This window comes from Mesorhizobium sp. M7A.F.Ca.CA.001.08.2.1 (assembly GCF_003998455.1).
GTDB classification, from domain to species: Bacteria; Pseudomonadota; Alphaproteobacteria; order Rhizobiales; family Rhizobiaceae; genus Mesorhizobium; species Mesorhizobium ciceri.
Genome location: NZ_RZPW01001165.1, coordinates 1 through 1,277, shown reverse-complemented (window position 1 = coordinate 1,277; position 1,277 = coordinate 1). Strand labels below are relative to the sequence as shown.

Annotated in this window: 2 protein-coding genes; both read right to left on the bottom strand. The window is 65.4% G+C overall.

The window, feature by feature from the left end:
- Window positions 1–305: enoyl-CoA hydratase/isomerase family protein (locus EN914_RS35850; protein WP_164779188.1), on the bottom strand; the 305-nt coding region annotated here is incomplete at its 3' end.
- A gap of 137 nt (window positions 306–442) precedes the next feature.
- Window positions 443–1,277: ABC transporter permease (locus tag EN914_RS35845; protein ID WP_164779187.1), on the bottom strand; the 835-nt coding region annotated here is incomplete at its 5' end.

Here is a 1,277-nt window from a genome sequence, read left to right as displayed (position 1 = left end):
CCACCGAGCGCGGTGCCGTGGATGGCTGCGACCGTCGGCTTGGCGATGGTTTCCAGCGTCGCCACGATGGCGCGCAGTTCGGGCTGCTGCATCGGCTTGCCGAACTCGGTGATGTCGGCGCCGGCGACAAAGGTCCGGCCGGCGCATGCAATGACGATGGCGGCAACCGACGCATCGTCGCGCAATTCGACCAGCGCCTGCATCAGCGGTTCGCGGACATGGAAGCTCAGCGCGTTGACCGGCGGATTGTCGATGGTGACGACGGCAACGTCGCCGTCGCGGCTGACCTTCACAAAATCGGACACGCAAACCTCCCAGCATTATTCAGCGGCCGTGGCCACGCGAACGGGATTTACAGCGCCATAACGTCGAAGGGAACCGGATGTCGGCCTGGCACAATGATTACAGGCCTTGAAGGTGTCTGGGACGACGAAGGCGGAGGCTACCGCAGCGCCTTCTGCCCGCCCGCCGCCGTGATCACCCCGACAATGATCAGCCCCGTCAGCAGCAACCGCACCCCGGCGCTCACCCCAAACGTGTTGAGCATGGTCAAAAGCAGCACCAGGAACAAAGCCGCGCCCCAGGCACCGGGGACATTGGCCTTGCCGCCGGCGACCGACGTGCCGCCGATGACGACGACGGCGATCGAGGCCAGCAGGTATTCGTTGCCAATGTCGACATTGGCGCCGCGGAAATAGCCGGCGAGCAGCGCGCCGTCGATGCCGCCGAGCGCGCCCGACAGCGTGTAGGTGAGGAAGCGGATGCGGCCGACATTGACACCGGCCAGCCACGCCGCGCGAATGTTCTGGCCGATCGCCAGCACCGAGCGGCCATAGATCATACGCTGCAGCGCGATGGCCGCGCCGACGGTGAACAATACCGTGAGGATCGCCAGCACCGGAATGCCCAGCACCTGCCAGTTGGCGAAATCGGCGAAGCCCGGCGGCGGCTTGATCTGCAGCCCGCGGCCATAGCTGATGTCGATCGACTGGATGATGAAGCTGGCCGATAGCGTGGCGATGATCGGCGGGATGCGCAGCGCCCAGATCAGCAGGTAGTTGGCGGCGCCGATCGCCGCCCCGCAGGCAAGTGCCGCCAAAAGCCCGACCGCGATCATGGAATCGTTGCCGTCCATCACCTTCATCGCGACGGCGCTGGCAAGGCCGATATTGGCCGGCAGCGACAGGTCGACATTGCCTGGTCCCAGCGTGATGACGAACATCTGGCCGACGCCGACAATGACGGTGAATACCGCCAGCGAAAGGGCTGCCGTCACC